A 16,021-nucleotide genomic window follows, 5' to 3' on the forward strand; every position below is an offset into this window, starting at 1 on the left:
TGGCCCGTGTGGCGACTCTGATTCTCCTGCGGCACGCGCAGTCCACCGCGAACGGTTCCGGGGTGTTGGCCGGTCGGTCTCCCGGTGTGCAGTTGGCCGAGTCCGGCCAGGCCCAGGCGGCCAAGCTGGTGGAACGGCTGGCCGGTGTGGAGCTGGCCGGCGTGGTGTCGTCGCCTCTGCTGCGCTGCCAGCAGACCATCGCGCCGTTGACGTCCGCGCGCGGCATCGAGCCGGTGATCGAGGACGACCTGTCCGAGGTGGACTACGGCGAGTGGACCGGCAAGGCGATCAAGGACCTGCTCAAGGAGCCACTGTGGACCGTGGTCCAGCAGCATCCTTCCGCCGCCGTGTTCCCGGCCGGCGAGGGCCTGGCCTCCGTGCAGGCTCGTGCCGTCGCCGCCGTGCGCCGTCACGACGCCCGGATCACCGCCGAGCACGGTGACGAGGCCGTGTGGTTGGCGTGCAGCCACGGCGACGTGATCAAGTCCGTTCTGGCCGACGCCCTGGGCACCCACCTGGACTCGTTCCAGCGCATCGTCGCCGACCCCTGCTCGGTCTCCGTCGTCCGCTACACCCACACTCGCCCGTTCGTGGTGCGCATGAACGACCACGGCTCCGAGTACGCCGCCATCGTCCCCGTGAAGCCGAAGACCGAGGAAGAAGCCAAGGCCACCTCCGACGCCGTTGTCGGTGGCACAACAGGGGCTTGATAACCGGGCGCGGCACTGGCCGGTCGAGCGCTCTCTTGATAAACGGAACGCGCACTCCGTATGCTGGGTTCGTCGTCGAACTCAGGGGGAACAGGCATGCCGACTCCGGCAGAGGTGTTCGAGCAGTTCCGGCTGGCCGGCGAGCGCAGTGACGTCGAGGGCTTCCTCGACCTGCTGGCCGACGACGTGCTGATGGAGTGGATGTACCCGATTCCCGGCTTCCCGGGGCAGATGCGAGGCCGGGAGCAGCTGCGGAAGTTCTACGGCCGGCAGTCCGCGCGGGTGGGCAGCCACCGCAGCACCTACCGGGACGTCGTGCTGCACGAGAGCACGGACCCGGAGGTGGTGATCGCCGAGTACGTCCGCGACATGACCGCCGTGGACACCGGCGAGACCGTGACCAAGCCGTGCGTGGCGGTCCTGCGGGTGCGTGACGGCAAGATCCTCAACTTCCGCGACTACGTCCAGTTCTGAGCACGGCAGTGCCCCGGTCCCAGGGCAGGACCGGGGCACTGCGCTCAGCGCCGGGACTAGTTGACGTTGACGCCGCTCCACGCGGCGGCGACGGCCTTGTACTCGGCGCTGCCGGTGCCGCCGTACAGGTCGGCCGCGGCGGCCAGCGTGCCGGTGCGGGCCTGGGCGTACTTGGTGGTGGAGACGAACTTCGTGGTCAGGGCGCGGAACCAGATGGCCTGGGCCTTGGCGATGCCGATGCCGGTCAGCTTCGAGCCGTTGGAGGTCGGGCTGTTGTAGTTGACGCCGTTGATGGTCTTGGCGCCGCTGCCCTCGGCCAGCAGGTAGAAGAAGTGGTTGGCGACGCCGGACGAGTAGTGCACGTCCTTGTTGCCGACGGTGGAGGACCAGTAGTCGGCCGAGTTGCCGTCCTTGGAGGGCTGGTCCATGTAGCGCAGCGGCTTGCCGTTGCCGAAGATGTCGATCTTCTCGCCGATCAGGTAGTCGCCCTGGTCGGAGGCGTTCTTGGCGAAGAACTCCACGGCGGTGCCGAAGATGTCGCTGGTGCCCTCGTTGAGGCCGCCGGACTCGCCGGAGTAGACCAGGCCGGCGGTGGCGGAGGTGACGCCGTGCGACATCTCGTGGCCGGCCACGTCGATGGCGGTCAGCGGGTGGGCGTTGCCCGAGCCGTCGCCGTAGGTCATGCAGAAGCAGCTGTCGTCCCAGAAGGCGTTGACGTAGCCGCTGCCGTAGTGGACCTTGCTCAGCGCGCCGACACCGTTGTTCTTGATGCCGTTGCGGCCGAAGGTGTTCTTGTAGAAGTCCCACGTCTCGGCGGCGCCGTAGGCGGCGTCGGCCGCGGCGGTGTTGACCGTGGTGGCCTTGCCGTCGCCGAAGACGTTGTTCGCGCTGGTCACCAGGGTCCCGGTGCCGGAGCCGTGGTTGAGGGTGTTGACCTGCTGGTTGCCCCGCGAGCCGTCCTTGAGCTGGTAGGTGCTGCCGGACTGGGTCGTGGTCAGGGCGACCGTGCCGGAGTACTCGGTGTTGCCGGTGCCGGCGGCCTCCTCGATCCCGTTGTACGAGTACAGCACCTTGCCGCTGGCGGCGTCGGTGAACACGTGCTGCTGGATCGGCGTCTGGTCGGCCTGCACGCCGGTGACCACGGTCTCGTAGGCCAGGGTGGGGGCGGTGTCGACCGCGTAGACGACCAGGGTCTGCGCCGACTTGGTCAGGCCGGTGCCGGTCACCGAGGCCAGCGCGTCCGAGGCGGCGGCGTTGGCCGACAGCTTCGGGGTGGCGGCGGGCGCGATGCGGGCGGTGTTGGCGTAGGTCACGTGGCTGACCGCGCCGGCCGCGGACTGGTCGACGACCAGGTCGCCGCCGAGCACCTTCATGCCGGCGTAGGTGCGGTCGTAGCGCAGGTGCCTAGTACCGTTCGCGTCGGTGACGACGTCCTTGACGACCAGCTTCTCCTGGCTGCCGAGTCCGAGCGTGCCCGCCAGTGCGGGCGCCTGGTCGGCGGCCGACTGCAGCGCCGCCTGGTGGGCGACGAGCGGGTTCACGGGAGCCGCGGTGGCGGTGGTGTACCCGGCGACGGAGCTGAGCAGGGCCGCGGTCACGGCCGCGGCGCAGCACAGGGTCACACGTTTCATCGAGTCTCCTCGTTCCTGGTGCAGGGCGTACGTCCGAGCGATCCGGCGCTGGCCGGATCGGACGGATCGGACATCGGGAACGAGATCGATCCTGCCGAGAGTCGAACACGGTACGTAATAGGGGAATCCCTTGCAGTGATCGGCGTTCGTTGACAGTTAAAATGTTGTTTACCCGGAGGGGGATCACTGTGCGTCACCTGGAGGTGGGTCCGGACGGGGCCCGCATGCGGTGGGTGGAGCTGCCCGGGGCGCAGCCGCCGACCGTCTACCTGCACGGCCTCGGCTCGTCGTCACCGGCCTACTTCGGGCAGGTCGCGGCGGCGACGGGCCGCCGGTCGCTGCTGGTGGACCTGCTCGGGTTCGGCCTGAGCGACCGGCCGGCCGGCTTCGGCTACACCATGGAGGACCACGCCGACACGGTCGCCACGCTGCTACGGGCCGTGGATCTGGACGGCGTGCGGGTGGTCGCGCACAGCATGGGCGGGGCGGTCGCCATCGTGCTTGCGGAGCGTCACCCCGGGCTGGTCGGGGAGCTCGTGCTGGCCGAGCCGAACCTCCGTCCGGCCGAACCGCGTGCGCTGAGTGCCCGCATTGCGCGCTACCGGGAGGAGGAGTACGTGCAGACCATGCACGGCCGGATCCTGTCGGTGATCGGCACCGAGTGGGCGGCCACCGCGAGGCAGGCCGACGCGGCGGCGATGCACCGCAGCGCGGTGTCGCTGGCCGGCGAGCGGGACCGATGGTTCCTGCACAGCCTGTGCGCGCTGACTATCCCACGCACGTTCCTGCTCGGCCAGAACAGCGACCCGCTGCCCGACCACCAGGCGCTGGTCGAGGCCGGCGTCACCGTGACGGTGATCCCGGACGGCGGGCACAACATGATGCTGGACAACCCGAAGGCGTTCGTGGAGGCCCTGAGCCGATGAGGACACTCATCACCGGTGGCGTCGTTGTCAGCATGGACCCGGCCGTCGGCGATCTCACGCGTGGCGACGTGCTCATCACCGACGGCGTGATCACCGAGATCGCGGCGCGCGTCGACGCCCCCGACGCCGAGGTGATCGACGCGACCGACCGGATCGTGCTGCCCGGCTTCGTCGACACCCACCGCCACACCTGGCAGACGGCGTTCCGCGGCATCGGCGCGGACTGGACGTTCGCCGAGTACCGGGCCGCCATGCACGGCACGCTCAAACCCCACTACACGCCCGACGACGTCTATCTCGGCAACCTGCTCGGGCGGCTGGAGGCCCTGCACTCGGGCGTGACCACGATGCTGGACTGGTTCCACTGCGCGCAGAGCCCCGCGCACGTCGACGCCGCCGTCCAGGCGCTGCGGGACGCGCCGGCCCGCTCAGTCTTCTGCTACTGCGAGGGAAACGTCACCGTCCCGGTCGACGCGGCCGAGCTGCGGCGGGTCCGTGACCGCGTCGACGACGGCCTGGTGACCATGGCGTTGGGGCTGCGCGGCGCCCAACTGACCACAATGGACATCGTCGCCGCGGATCTGAAGCTGGCCGCCGAATTCGGGCTCCGCTCCAGTGTCCACATCGGATCCGGCGGCGCTCGCGGCAGCCGCCCGGTCGACGCCTACCGCGAGCACGGGCTGCTCCTAGACAGCATGACCTTCGTGCACGCCAACGGAATCGAGGACGACGAGCTGCGGATGCTGGCCGACGCCGGCTGCTCGGTGTCGGTCAGTCCGGACGTGGAGCTGAGGATGGGCTTCGGCTGGCCCATGACCGGCCGCATGCTGGCCGCCGGGCTGCGGCCGACGTTCTCCATCGACGACTGCCCGTCCGCCGGCGGCGACATGTTCGCCACCATGCGCACCGCCCTCGTCGTGCAGCGCGGCCTGGACGGCGGCCTCGCGTCGCGCGACGTGCTGGAATTCGCCACCGTCGACGGCGCCCGAGCGTGCGGACTTTCCACCCGAACGGGCAGCCTCACCCCCGGCAAGGACGCCGACGTAATCCTGCTGCGGGCCGACGACCCGAGCGTGTTCCCGTTCAACAACCCCGCCGGCACCCTCGTCGCCGCCGGCCATCCCGGCCTGGTCGACACGGTCATCGTGGCCGGCCACGTGGTCAAACGCGACGGCGCGCTGGTCGGCGTCGACCTGCCGGCGCTGCGGGCTCGCCTCCTCGAATCCCGCAACCGCATCGCCGCGGCCGCCGGTATACCGGTCGACGGCAGCTGGCGTCCCCCGACAGAATCGGAGTAACCGTCTGGGGGACACCACATGCACATCGCGTTCATCACCGCGCCCGCGCCCGGCCACGTCTATCCGACGCTGCCGCTGGTGCAGGAGCTGACCCGGCGCGGCCACCGGGTCAGCTACGCCACCTCGCCCGCCTTCGCCGACATGATCGCCGCATCCGGCGCGCAGCTGGTGGCGCTGGACTGGTCGCCCGGCAAGGTCGCCGCCAGCAAGGGCGGGCAGAAGACCGGCGAGCTGGCCGACATGCTCGTGGCCAGCATCCGCTCCACCAAGCACGTGCTGCCGGCCGTGGCCGACTGGATCACCGCCGACCGGCCCGACGTGATCGTCCACGACGCCGTCACGGTGCTCGGCTCGATGATCGCCAGCAAGTTCGGGCTGCCGTCGGCCACGACGTACCCGAACTTCGCCGGCAACGACAAGTTCGACATCGCCCAGGTCCTGGTGCCGCCGGACTTCGACCCGTCGCACCCGACGTTCCAGCAGTTCCTCACCGAGATGCGCCGGCTGGCCGCCGACTTCGGCGTGCCGGTGGAGACCGTGGCCGGCCCGGCCAAGACCGCCGAGCTCAACCTCGTGCTGCTGCCGCGCGAGTTCCAGATCCGGGGCGAGGTGTTCGGCGACGAGTTCCGCTTCATCGGCCCCTCCTTCGGCAACCGCGACAACCCGGACGAGTGGCAGCCGCCGGCCGGCCGGCGGGTGCTGTTCGTGGCGCTCGGGACCGTCGTCAACGACCGCGCCGACTTCTTCACCACCGTGATCAAGGCCTTCGGCGGCAGCGACTGGCACGTGGCGATGGCCGTCGGCGACCAGGTCGACATCGCCGGGCTGGGGGAGATCCCGGCCAACTTCGACGTCCGGGCCTTCTTCCCGCAGCCCGCGGTGCTGCGCCACGCCGACGTGTTCCTCTCCCACAGCGGCATGGGCTCCACCATGGAGGCCATCATGCGGCAGGTGCCCATCGTGTCCTTCCCGCAGATCGCCGAGCAGTCGGCCAACGGCCGCCGCGTGCAGGAACTCGGCATGGGCCGGCTGCTCGACATCAGCCGGGACACCGACCCCGACGAGCTGCGCCGCACGGTCGAGGAGGTGGCCGCGGACGAGGACATTCCCGTCAACCTCGCCGCGATGGCCGAGCACATCCGCAACGCCGGCGGCCCACCGGCCGGCGCCGACGCCATCGAGCAGCTCGTCGCCTCCCGCACGGCGGTGCGCTGACATGGCCCACATCGCCTTCGTCGTGCTGCCGGCGGCCGGGCACGTCAACCCGACCCTGCCGCTGGTGGCCGAGCTCGTGCGGCGCGGGCATCGCGTCACCTACTCCGCCGGCGCCGACCACGCCGAGGCCATCACCGCCGCCGGCGCCACCGCCCTGTCGTCACGGTCGGGGTCGGTGCGGCCCACGGGCAGCCTCAACGAGATGCTGCTGGCCGGGGTCGAGACGTGCCGGATGGTGGTGCCCGTGCTGGAGAAGGTGTTCCGCGAGGATCCGCCCGACCTGCTCTGCTACGACGTGCTCACCCCGTACGCGCCGGCGCTGGCCCACCGGCTCGGGGTGCCGACCGTGGTCACGGTCCCCACCCATGCCAGCAACGACTCGTTCGACCTGATGAAGCTGCTCATCCCCGCCGACTTCGACCCGACCGAGTACGTCGCCGCGCGGGCGAAGCTCGCCGCCGACCTCGGCATCCCGGTCGACCCGCCGGTCGCGAAACGGCAGATCGTGTTCCTGCCGCGCCGCTTCCAGATCGCCGGCGACACCTTCGACGACTCCTACGCGTTCGTCGGCCCGACCCTGGCCGACCAGCACGAGGACTGGCGGCCCCCGGCCGGGCGGCGGGTGCTGCTGGTGTCGCTGGGCACCGTCGTCAACAACCGCCCGGACTTCTTCCACGCCGTCGTGCGGGCCTTCGCCGGCACCGAGTGGCACGTCGCCATGGCCCTCGGCGACCGCGTCGACCCCGTCAAGCTCGGCGCCATCCCCGTCAACTTCGAGGTCCGGCCCTACTTCCCCCAACAGAACGTCCTCAAGTACGCGGCCGCGTTCCTCACCCACGCCGGCATGAACTCCGTCATGGAGTCCCTCGCCCGCCAGGTCCCGATGATCACCTACCCGCAGACCCCCGAACAGGCCGCCAACGCCCAACGGGTCGAGGAACTCGGCCTCGGCCGGATCCTCACCGACCTCGACGACCTGGCCGTCACCGTGACGGAAGTGGCCGGCGACCAGGACATCCGCGCCAACCTCGCCGCCATGGCCGCCGACCTCCGCGCAGCCGGCGGCGCCCGGGCCGCGGCCGACGCCGTGGAGGCGGCGCTGCCCTGACGGCGCGGGATCAAAGCGGGATCAAAACTGTCAGACCCCGCCGGCATGCTTGTGACCATGCAGACTCGACCGGTGCGGGACCGCGACGACCTGAAGGCGGTGCTCCGCACCGCCTTCACCTACCTCGGCGGCGTCCGGCACCGCCTGGTCGGCACGGCCGCGGCCTGCCTACAGGGAGTCGACCTGCCGGTGGGGGACATCGACCTCCTCGTCCAACACCGCCGCGACGTCGACGCCATCGCCCACGCGCTGGCCGGGTTCCCGTGCATCGCCGAGCCGCGCTGGCTGCCGGCCTCCCACCAGTACTTCGCCGCTCACCTCATCGACGGCGTCGAGTTCTCCGTCAGCACCGTGGAGACACCGTGCCTCGACGACGGCTGGGAGTGCCAGGGTCCGGGGCCGTGGCAGCACTACGTCACCGTGGACGGCATCGACTGCGTGCGGTTGGAACTCCGCCTGACCACCGAGCTCCTTCGCGGCCGCTCCGACCGCTACAAGCCGCTCTTGGCCCACCTCAAGACCCACGGTGCGGACCTCGAACTCCTGCACCGCAGCGTCACCACACGCGAGGTCCCCGAGACCCTCGCCTACCTGATCGGGCCCGTGCCCAGCGCACCGAAGGGGTGATCCTGCCCCAGATCGCCATGCCCATGCCCGACTGCGACCCACTGCCCGGCATATTCGCTGTGCTGCGCGGGCTCGGCCTGGATAGCGTCCGACCCCATGGAAGCTGACCCCCTGGGATCCGACCCCGCACAAGCTGACGCCGCACAATCCGACCCCGCGGAATCCGATGCGGTGGATCGTGCCGAGTCGATCGCCGCGCTCATGGCCACCGGCGCCGCCGACCTGGCGGGCCAGGTCGTGCAGACCCGCTTCCGGATGGCGCTGGCCGAGACGTGGGGGATCGAGCCGGGCGCGTCGGTGCTGGAGATCGGCTGCGGCCAGGGCGACATGACCGCCGTGCTGGCCGACGCCGTCGGCCCGGACGGGCACGTGCTCGGCATCGACATCGCCGACCCGTCCTACGGCGCCCCGGTCACCCTCGGCCAGTCGGCCGAGCACCTGCTGGCCACCGACCTCGGCCGCCGCATCGAGATCCGCTTCACCACCGACGTGCTGACGGCCGACTTCCCCGAGGGCGCCTTCGACTGCGTCGTGCTGTCCCAGTGCTCCTGGTACTTCGCCTCGTACGAGCAGCTCCGCGACACCCTTGCCCGCGTCCGCCCCTGGGCCCGGCGGCTGTGCTTCTCCGAATGGGACCTGCGGCCGACGGCGGTCGAACAGACGCCGCACCTGCTGGCCGTGCTCACCCAGGGCCAGATCGAGGCCGCCGGCTCGCGCGGCCAGGGCAACGTCCGCACGGTCTTCGGACGCGACGACGTGTACCGCGCGCTGGCCGAAGCCGGGTGGACCGTGCAGGACTCGCACACCGTCGTCGCCGACGGCATGCAGGACGCCGACTGGGAGATCGCCGCCTGCCTGGACTACGTGGACGACCATGAGCGGATGTCCGTGCTACCCAACGACATCCGCCGCCTCGTCGTCACCCAGGCCGACGTGATCAGCGCCACCGCCCGCGACCGCGGCAACGCCGCCCTGCCCGTGCTCACGATCGTCGCCGAGTGAATTCCCGACAGTTGAGGCAGGAAAGGGCCGACGACCGCTCAAGTCCACTGTGGTGGGTCCTAGATTCCGTGCCATGAGGACAATCCCGGCCCTGGCCAGCACACTTGCCGCCAGCCTGAGCGCCGCCGCCGCCGCCACCGGCCCCGCCGTGGCGCAGACCCTCACCGTGCCCGACAGCATCACCGCCGGGATCATGGTCTACGACAGACACACCCGCTCCGCCGACCTCCAGCTCAACGCCCACCAGCAGTTCCGCTCCGCGTCCGTGGTGAAGCTGCTCATAGCCCTGGACTACCTCGAGGCCAACGGCGTCGACGTGCCGCCGGAGGACCTGGCGCAGCTGCAGCCCATGCTGCGCTCCAGCGACGACGACGCCGCCAGCTACCTGTGGGTCAAGGACGGCTGGGAGACCATCGTGCGGCGCATGGTCGCCAAGATCGGCCTCACCGACACCGCGCCCCCGGTCAACCGCGGCATCTGGGGCTACACCGCCATCAGCGCGGCCGACGTCGTCAAGATCTACGACTACATCCTGACCAGGGCCGAGCCGGGCGTGCGCGACTTCATCATGGGCAACCTGCGGCAGTCCACCAGGTGCGGCAACGACGGCTTCGACCAGTCCTTCGGCATCCCCGGCGCCGTGAACCGGCCGTGGGCGGCCAAGCAGGGCTGGTCCGGCTTCGGCGCCAACCCCGCACCCGACAAGGTGTGCAGCCCTGCCAACCCCGTGCCGCCCACCCCCGGCTCGGCCGCCCACTCGTCGGCCCAGGTCGGCTCCGGCGAGCAGCTGACCGCCAAAGCCACCGCCGGCGACGGGCTCGATCTCACGCGCCGCGCCACGCACACCACCGGCACCGTCGGCCCCCACGACGACAAGATCATGGTCGTGCTGACGCTGGAGCCCGTCGACACGTCATGGGAGGCTTCGGCCGGCCGTATCACCGCCCTGACCTCGGTCGTCTACCGGCTCAGCGAGTACCTCTGAGCCGCGGCCGCCGGGCGTGGGGTTGACTAGGGGGCGTGACCGACGATCTGCGCGCCGACTGCTCCAACTGCTTCGCCCTGTGCTGCGTCGCGCTGCCCTTCACCGCCTCCAGCGACTTCGCCATCACGAAGAGCGCCGGCACGCCCTGCCGCAACCTGCTCGCCGACCACGGCTGCGGCATCCACACCGACCTGCGCGCCAAGGGATTCCCCGGCTGCACCGTGTTCGACTGCTTCGGCGCCGGCCAGAAGGTCTCGCAGGTCACCTTCGGCGGCCAGGGGTGGCGTGACGCCGGCGAGGACGGCCGGCAGCGCATGTTCAGCGGCTTCATGATCATGCTCCAGCTGCAGGAGCTGCTCTGGTATCTCGCCGAGGCCCGTGCGCTGCCGGCCGCCCGCCCCCTGCACGATCGCATCTCCGCCGCCTACACCGAGGTCGAGAAGGTCACACTGTCCGAACCGGACACTCTGCTCGCCGTCGACGTCCCCGCCCACCGCGAGAAGGTCAACGAACTTCTGTTGCGGGCCAGCGAACTGACCCGCGCCACCGTCAAGGGCCGCAAGGCCGACCGGCGCGGGGCCGACCTCATGGGCGCCAAGCTCAAGGGCGCGGTGCTCGCCGGCGCCAACCTGCGCGGCGCCTACCTGATCGCCGCCGACCTCCGCCAGGCCGACCTGCGGCTGGCCGACGTCATCGGCGCCGACTTCCGCGACACCGACCTGCGCGGCGCGGACCTCACCGACGCCCTGTTCCTCACCCAGTCCCAGGTCAACGCCGCCCGCGGCGACCAGGCCACCCGCATCCCCGCCACCCTCACCCGCCCGCCCCACTGGACCCTACCCACCCACTGACCGGCCACCCCGGCTTTGTGCCACATGCGCTTCCCATTTGCGCCCAGGTGCCACACAGGAAGCGCATGTGGCAAAAAAGTCGGGTGGGTCAGCGGCGGGGCAGTAGCCTTTTCACGGCGCGGGACAACACTTCCCGGGCCTCGACGTCGTCCAGGGCCGGCAGGGTGGAGATGGTGTCGCTGAGCACGGCGATGGCCCGCACCGCGAACAGCTGATCGGGCGAGGGGCAGTCGCCGTAGACCACGCGGGCGAGCCGGTCGAGCAGGTCGGACATCTGGCTCGCGGCCTTCATCCGCCCGTGCATCACCGGATCCGCCGCCAACACGCTGATGGTGGCGCGCCGGGAGACGGTCAGGTCGGCGAAGCCCTCGGCCACGGCGTCGATGCGACCCGACCGGGTGGTCTGGGCGGCGGCCTGCTCGATGATCGCCGTCACGCCCTCGTACACGGGCTCGCAGATGGACTGCAACAGCTCCAACTTCGAGGGAAAGTGGTAGTACACGGCGGCTTTGGTCAGCCCGAGCTCGTCGGCGATGTCCTGCAACGAGGTGGCGTCGTAACCCCGCGCGGCGAACAGCGTCAGCGCGACGTGCTGGATGCCGGCCCGCGTGCGGCGGGCCTGCTCGGCCCTGACTCCTGGACTCACCCGGCCAGCATCCCACTTTCACCTGCCGGGCGACAAGTGAGTCACTTGACGCCCGGCAGGTGAACGGAGCAAGGTTGCAGTGCCGATTCCTTTCGGGTCACCCCCTCACACGATGGAGCAGAAGTCATGCCTTTGCAGGGCGAGTACGAGGCCAGCGCCCAGGACTGGGTGCGCGAGCAGGTCGAGAAGGTCGAGCAGACCGGCGGTGCCGAAGGCACCGAGCTGCGCGGCGTGCCGATCATCGTGGTCACCTCGGTCGGCGCCAAGTCGGGCAAGCTGCGCAAGAGCCCGGTCATGCGCGTCGAGCACGACGGCGTGTACGCCGCGGTCGCCTCCTACGGCGGCGCGCCCAAGCACCCGGTCTGGTACCACAACTTCAAGGCCAACCCGCTGGTCGAGGTGCAGGACAAGACCGTCAAGAAGGACTACCGCGCCCGCGAGCTCGAAGGCGCCGAGCGCGAGCTGTGGTGGGACCGCGCCGTCCAGGTCTGGCCGGACTACGCCGAGTACACCAAGAAGACGGATCGCCTCATTCCGGTGTTCGTCCTCGAGCCCGTGAACTGAGGAAAACCGCTGGCCGATCCGGCTAGGGTTGCCGGCATGATCTCCGTGCGCGCCGTGGGCGCCGACGACTGGGCCACCTGGCGTGAGCTGCGGCTGGCCGCGCTCGCCGACGCCCCGGACGCGTTCGGGGCGACCCTGGAGCAGTGGCGGGACGCCGACGAGGCGCGCTGGCGTGAGCGACTCGCCGCCGGCGCCCTGCACCTTGTCGCCGAGCTCGACGACAAGCCCGCCGGCATGGTCGGCGCCCTCGACGACCCCGACGGCGCCGCGCAGCTGATCTCGATGTGGGTCGCGCCGTTCGCCCGCGGCCAGAACGTCGGCGAGTCCCTCATCGACGCCCTGGTCGACTGGGCGGGGGAGCGGACCGTGCGGCTGGAGGTCGTCACGACCAACACCCGCGCCCGGGACCTGTACCGCCGCAACGGTTTCGTCGACGACCACCAGGCGGGTGACCGGCTGACCATGGTTCATGTCGGTCCCACCGCGCGGTTCCTGACCGAGCTCAACGCCGACATCTGGCAGCCCTACCGCGACTCCTACGCTGCCGGCGACACCGAGGCGTTTCTCGCCCTGCACCACCCGGAGCTCATCCGCGCCGGCGGCCCCGCGAAAACCGTGCAGGGCTTCGACGAGTACGCCGCCGCCGGCCGCTCCTGGCGGGCCGACATGGACGCCCGCGGCAGCAGTGTGGCCATCGAGTTCCGCTTCACCGAACGCATCACCGACGGCGAGCTGGCCAGCGAGCGCGGCGTCTACCGCCTCACCGCCACCCGCGCCGACGGCGACCGGAAGATCCTCCACGGCCACTTCCACACCTTCGCCCGCAAGATCTACGGCCACTGGCGCATCGCCGTCGACTACGACAACACCGCCGCCACCCCGGCCGACTTCGACGCCGCCACCGCCCCCGACGACCTCACCCCCTACCTCCCCCACCCCTGACGCCCGCCCCCATCTGACGTTTGGAAGGGGGCTTTCCTCTACTCGGGGTGTAGGAAGGGCGCTTTCACACCACCAGTGCGGCCGGCAGGAGGTCGGCGGTGGCGGTCAGGGAGCTCGACTCGGGGATGATCCGCTCCACGGGATACCCGAGCAGGGCCCGCGTCCGGTACCAGCGGCGCATGGCTTCGACGGTGAATTTTGCGGCCTCCGGGCGGGTGCCGTGCCGGCGGGCGGTCTCCTCGAACGACACGTCGAGGTAGAAGAAGGCCGCCGGGTGGTCGAGGGCCAGTCGCCGCAGCATGTCCCCGTAGCGAGCGGCGTTCAGGATGCCTTCCAGGATCACGGCATAGCGGTGGGAAAGCGCATACCGCGCCATCGCCTCCAACAGCCCGATGTTCACGCCGCCGGCCACGTCGCCCTCGCCCAGCACGTGCCGGCGGACCACGTCCTGCTGCACCAGCGCCACCCGCTCGACCCGCTCCCGCACCGCCCGAGCGACCGCCGACTTGCCCGACCCGGAGTTCCCCCGCAGCACCACCAGCATCCGACAAACTTACACGCCGATCAAACTTGCACTGAGTCCAAATTGCTCGTAGGTTGGGGACGTGGCCGACACCGAGCACCAGGGGCTGCGGGAACGCAAGAAGCTGCAGACCTGGAGGAACATCCGCGCGGCCGCGTTCCGGCTGATCGAGGAGCGCGGCTACGACGCGGTGAGCGTGGAGGACATCGCGGCCGCGGCCGAGGTGTCCCGCAGCACGATGTTCAACTACTTCCCCAGCAAGGAAGCGATCGTGCTCGACCCCGACCCGGAGGCGCCGTCGGTGTGGCGGGCGCTACTGCGCGACCACCGCGACGACGAGCCGCTGTGGACGGCGCTGCAGAACGTGTTCCTCGGCTACATGGGCACGTTCTCGGACAGCCTGGCCGTGCAGAAACGGCTCAAGGCCACCTACCCCAAGCTCAAGGAGTCGGTCCGCGACCACGGCGAGCAGTTCGGCATCGAGCTGCACGCCTGGGTGGCCGAGCGCACCGAGCCCGGCCGCGAGCTCGAGGCCACCCTCATGCTCAACACCGCCCAGGCCGTGGTCGGCACGGCCTACGCCCTGTGGTCGCCGGACGACGGCTTCGACCGACTGCTCGACATCACCCGCGACTGCTTCGCGCGGGCCAGCAACGGATTCGCCTGACCGCTAAGGACAAACCCCATGAGCAAGACCTGGTTCATCACCGGCGCCTCCCGCGGCTTCGGCCGCAGCTGGACCATCGCCGCCCTGCAGCGCGGCGACAAGGTCGCCGCCACCGCCCGTGACACCTCGACGCTCAAGGACCTCGCCGAGACCTACGGCGACGCCCTGCTGCCGATCCAGCTCGACGTGACCGACCGCGACGCCGACTTCGCCGCCGTGCAGCAGGCCCACGCCCACTTCGGCCGCCTCGACGTGGTGGTCAACAACGCCGGCTACGGCCACTTCGGCTTCATCGAGGAGGTCACCGAGGCCGAGGCGCGTGCCCAGTTCGATACCAACCTGTTCGGCGCGCTGTGGATCACGCAGGCCGCGATCCCGCTGATGCGCGAGCAGGGCTCCGGCCACATCGTGCAGATCTCCAGCATCGGGGGCGTCGCCGCGTTCCCGACCGTCGGCATCTACAACGCCTCCAAGTGGGCGCTGGAGGGCTTCACCGAGGCCCTGGCCCAGGAGGTCGGTGGCTTCGGCATCAAGACCACCCTGATCGAGCCCGGCGGCTACGCCACCGACTGGAGCGGCGCCTCGGCCGTGCGCTCCGAGCCGCACCCGGCCTACCAGGCGATGCGGGACGCCCAGGCCTCGCGCCGCGCGGCCATGGCCACCACCGCGCCCGGCCCGGACGACACCACCGCCGCGGTGTTCGCGGCCATCGACGCCGAGAACCCGCCCAAGCGGCTGCTGCTGTCCGGCACCGCGTTCGACATCGCGCAGAGCGTCTACGCCGACCGGGTCAAGACCTGGTCGGACTGGGAAGAGACCTCCCGCTCGGCCTGATCTGGCGGGCTGATCTCCTCACCCCCACGACGAGTCACGGGTGAGGAGATCAGCCCGGCCGCACCGACCAGTACGGTGTGCCCTGCTCGGAATGCCACTGCGAGGGGGTCCACATGACGTACGGTCCGCCGTCCGAACCGACCACACCGGACCCCCGGTTCGATCCGACGGCGCAGCACCAGCAGCCCTGGGCGCCACCGCAGCCGCCGGCCGCCCAGCCGGGTGGCAGCGGGCTCGCCGTGATCGCGCTGCTGGTGGGCATGTTCGGCTGCGTCGTGTGGCTGCTGCCGATCTACGAGGCCAACCTCCGGCACTATCTGCCGTTCCCCTTCGCGATCGGCGGAATCGTGCTGTCGATCATGTGCCTGTCCGGGCACCGCCGCGGCACCACCACCGCCGTCATCGGCCTGCTGCTGTCCGGCCTGGCCCTGCTGCTGGGCCTGGTCATGGTCAGCAACGAGTTCCTGCGCTTCCTGGGCTGAAAACCGAAAACTCGGTCGTGGCCGTGGGCCGATCGCCGTAGCGTGCACGGCCATGAGCGACATCGAACGTGAGTCACTGCTGGAGTTCCTGCAACGACAGCGGGACCTGGTGCAGTGGAAGCTCCAGGACGCACCCGACGACGCCCTGCGCGCGATCGGCACCCCCACCGGCCTCACCGCCCACGGCATCGTGCTGCACCTGAGCAGCTGCGAACGCGGCTGGTTCCGCTGGGCCTTCGCCGACCAGGCGCCCCCCATGTTCGACGACACCGAGGATCCCGACGCCGACTTCAAGCCGGCCCCCGACCTCACCCTGGCCCAACTGCTGGCCGACTACGCCGCCGAGACCAAGCGCTCCGACGAGGTCATCCTCGCCGCCGAGTCCCTCGACGACCAGGCCGTCCACCGCGCCAGGAGCCTGCGCTGGATCCTGCTGCACATGATCGAGGAGACCGCCCGCCACCTCGGACACCTCGACCTCATGCGCGAACAGGCCGACGGCTCCACCGGCGAACGCCCCGAACACTGACCCACCC

At 70.5% G+C, this 16,021-nt stretch carries 19 protein-coding genes; 16 read left to right on the forward strand and 3 right to left on the reverse strand.

Going from position 1 to position 16,021, the window contains the following annotated elements:
* Positions 1 to 8: 8 nt before the first annotated feature.
* Both AB0M73_RS26210 and AB0M73_RS26215 read left to right on the forward strand, forming a co-directional pair.
* Positions 9 to 710, forward strand: coding sequence for a histidine phosphatase family protein (locus AB0M73_RS26210; RefSeq protein ID WP_043714284.1), 702 nt, complete (start codon positions 9 to 11; stop codon positions 708 to 710).
* Between the two features lie 96 nt (positions 711 to 806).
* Positions 807 to 1,184: a nuclear transport factor 2 family protein gene (locus AB0M73_RS26215; RefSeq protein WP_363895290.1), complete on the forward strand. Its 378-nt coding sequence runs from the start codon at positions 807 to 809 to the stop codon at positions 1,182 to 1,184.
* 56 nt (positions 1,185 to 1,240) lie between these two features.
* On the opposite strand, the gene AB0M73_RS26220 is transcribed toward AB0M73_RS26215, so the two are convergent.
* Positions 1,241 to 2,815, reverse strand: a complete 1,575-nt coding sequence (locus tag AB0M73_RS26220; protein WP_363895293.1) for a M4 family metallopeptidase — start codon at positions 2,813 to 2,815, stop codon at positions 1,241 to 1,243.
* Between the two features lie 188 nt (positions 2,816 to 3,003).
* Between AB0M73_RS26220 and AB0M73_RS26225 the strand changes: the two genes are divergently transcribed.
* From AB0M73_RS26225 to AB0M73_RS26260, 8 genes are all read left to right on the forward strand, one after another.
* Positions 3,004 to 3,741: an alpha/beta hydrolase gene (locus tag AB0M73_RS26225; RefSeq protein ID WP_363895296.1), complete on the forward strand. Its 738-nt coding sequence runs from the start codon at positions 3,004 to 3,006 to the stop codon at positions 3,739 to 3,741.
* Positions 3,738 to 5,039 (forward strand): amidohydrolase family protein, encoded by a 1,302-nt coding sequence (locus AB0M73_RS26230; protein ID WP_363895299.1) that lies wholly within the window; start codon positions 3,738 to 3,740, stop codon positions 5,037 to 5,039. The genes AB0M73_RS26225 and AB0M73_RS26230 overlap by 4 nt, the downstream gene beginning before the upstream one ends.
* An 18-nt stretch (positions 5,040 to 5,057) precedes the next feature.
* Entirely contained in the window at positions 5,058 to 6,254 is a 1,197-nt protein-coding gene (locus tag AB0M73_RS26235) for a macrolide family glycosyltransferase (protein WP_363895302.1), read from the forward strand.
* Position 6,255: 1 nt separating this feature from the next.
* A complete protein-coding gene (locus tag AB0M73_RS26240; RefSeq protein WP_363895305.1) occupies positions 6,256 to 7,362 on the forward strand; it encodes a macrolide family glycosyltransferase in 1,107 nt (368 codons plus the stop codon).
* A 57-nt stretch (positions 7,363 to 7,419) separates the two neighbouring features.
* Complete coding sequence (locus tag AB0M73_RS26245) at positions 7,420 to 7,989, forward strand: hypothetical protein (RefSeq protein ID WP_363895308.1); 570 nt, start codon at positions 7,420 to 7,422, stop codon at positions 7,987 to 7,989.
* Between the two features lie 96 nt (positions 7,990 to 8,085).
* Positions 8,086 to 8,991, forward strand: coding sequence for a methyltransferase domain-containing protein (locus AB0M73_RS26250; protein WP_363895311.1), 906 nt, complete (start codon positions 8,086 to 8,088; stop codon positions 8,989 to 8,991).
* Between the two features lie 73 nt (positions 8,992 to 9,064).
* Positions 9,065 to 9,976 carry a hypothetical protein gene (locus tag AB0M73_RS26255; RefSeq protein WP_363895314.1) on the forward strand — a complete coding sequence of 304 codons (912 nt, stop codon included), beginning with the start codon at positions 9,065 to 9,067 and terminating at the stop codon, positions 9,974 to 9,976.
* A 35-nt stretch (positions 9,977 to 10,011) separates the two neighbouring features.
* Complete coding sequence (locus tag AB0M73_RS26260) at positions 10,012 to 10,827, forward strand: pentapeptide repeat-containing protein (protein ID WP_363895317.1); 816 nt, start codon at positions 10,012 to 10,014, stop codon at positions 10,825 to 10,827.
* Positions 10,828 to 10,915: 88 nt separating this feature from the next.
* Here AB0M73_RS26260 and AB0M73_RS26265 read toward each other — a convergent pair whose 3' ends face one another.
* Positions 10,916 to 11,473, reverse strand: coding sequence for a helix-turn-helix domain-containing protein (locus tag AB0M73_RS26265; RefSeq protein WP_363895319.1), 558 nt, complete (start codon positions 11,471 to 11,473; stop codon positions 10,916 to 10,918).
* 126 nt (positions 11,474 to 11,599) lie between these two features.
* Between AB0M73_RS26265 and AB0M73_RS26270 the strand changes: the two genes are divergently transcribed.
* Together AB0M73_RS26270 and AB0M73_RS26275 are read left to right on the forward strand one after the other, a co-directional pair.
* The gene (locus AB0M73_RS26270; RefSeq protein WP_043714273.1) at positions 11,600 to 12,037 is read left to right on the forward strand and encodes a nitroreductase family deazaflavin-dependent oxidoreductase; all 438 of its coding nucleotides are present in this window, start codon (positions 11,600 to 11,602) and stop codon (positions 12,035 to 12,037) included.
* A 36-nt stretch (positions 12,038 to 12,073) separates the two neighbouring features.
* Positions 12,074 to 12,979, forward strand: coding sequence for a GNAT family N-acetyltransferase (locus AB0M73_RS26275; RefSeq protein WP_363895324.1), 906 nt, complete (start codon positions 12,074 to 12,076; stop codon positions 12,977 to 12,979).
* Between the two features lie 64 nt (positions 12,980 to 13,043).
* Here AB0M73_RS26275 and AB0M73_RS26280 read toward each other — a convergent pair whose 3' ends face one another.
* Positions 13,044 to 13,523 carry an AAA family ATPase gene (locus AB0M73_RS26280; RefSeq protein WP_363895326.1) on the reverse strand — a complete coding sequence of 160 codons (480 nt, stop codon included), beginning with the start codon at positions 13,521 to 13,523 and terminating at the stop codon, positions 13,044 to 13,046.
* Between the two features lie 61 nt (positions 13,524 to 13,584).
* On the opposite strand from AB0M73_RS26280, the gene AB0M73_RS26285 reads away from it, so the two are divergent.
* The 4 genes from AB0M73_RS26285 to AB0M73_RS26300 all read left to right on the forward strand — a co-directional run bounded on the left by AB0M73_RS26285 (position 13,585) and on the right by AB0M73_RS26300 (position 16,014).
* Positions 13,585 to 14,169 (forward strand): helix-turn-helix domain-containing protein, encoded by a 585-nt coding sequence (locus tag AB0M73_RS26285; protein WP_363895329.1) that lies wholly within the window; start codon positions 13,585 to 13,587, stop codon positions 14,167 to 14,169.
* Between the two features lie 18 nt (positions 14,170 to 14,187).
* A complete protein-coding gene (locus AB0M73_RS26290) occupies positions 14,188 to 15,003 on the forward strand; it encodes an SDR family oxidoreductase (protein WP_363895332.1) in 816 nt (271 codons plus the stop codon).
* A 113-nt stretch (positions 15,004 to 15,116) separates the two neighbouring features.
* Positions 15,117 to 15,485 (forward strand): hypothetical protein, encoded by a 369-nt coding sequence (locus tag AB0M73_RS26295; RefSeq protein WP_363895335.1) that lies wholly within the window; start codon positions 15,117 to 15,119, stop codon positions 15,483 to 15,485.
* Positions 15,486 to 15,537: 52 nt separating this feature from the next.
* Positions 15,538 to 16,014 (forward strand): DinB family protein, encoded by a 477-nt coding sequence (locus AB0M73_RS26300; protein WP_363895338.1) that lies wholly within the window; start codon positions 15,538 to 15,540, stop codon positions 16,012 to 16,014.
* Positions 16,015 to 16,021 lie beyond the last annotated feature (7 nt).

This window comes from Kutzneria sp. NPDC051319, from assembly GCF_040682195.1.
Classification (GTDB): Bacteria; Actinomycetota; Actinomycetes; order Mycobacteriales; family Pseudonocardiaceae; genus Kutzneria.